Genomic DNA, 445 nt, shown 5'->3' with positions numbered 1-445 from the left:
GGCGCTCCTGGCCTCGTGATCGCCGCGGTTCGCAACGGCGAGACGGCCTTCGCTGGCTTCGGCGAAATCCGCAAGGGCTCGGGGCAGGTGCCCGACGAACATACGCTGATGCGGATAGCCTCGATCTCCAAGACCTTCTGCGGCGATCTGATGGGCTCGATGATTGTGGATGGCGTCATCGGCGCGACCGATCCCCTTGCCAAACACCTCGGGAAGGACTGGACCGTGCCTGGGCTCGAAGGACGAACGCCGAGGCTCATCGATCTGGTGACGCAGGCATCCGGCCTGCCGCGCGAGGTACCGAACCAGACAGGCGGCACGCCGGACGACCCGTTCGCCGGCAATACCTTCGACCTCAGCCGCGCTGAGCTTGCGAAGCCGGAACCCTATCTTTTCCCTCCCGGCACGGGTGCCTTTTACTCGAACTGGGGTTACGATCTGCTCG

The 445-nt window shown here is 64.7% G+C and carries 1 protein-coding gene; it reads left to right on the top strand.

The annotated features are described in order from the left end of the window. The coding region (locus EN925_RS39155) for a serine hydrolase (RefSeq protein ID WP_164894853.1) at positions 1-445 on the top strand (445 nt) is incomplete at both ends.

It is taken from the genome of Mesorhizobium sp. M7A.F.Ca.US.006.04.2.1 (assembly GCF_004022915.1).
Classification (GTDB): Bacteria; Pseudomonadota; Alphaproteobacteria; order Rhizobiales; family Rhizobiaceae; genus Mesorhizobium; species Mesorhizobium ciceri.
This window is presented reverse-complemented; position numbering and strand designations above follow the sequence as displayed.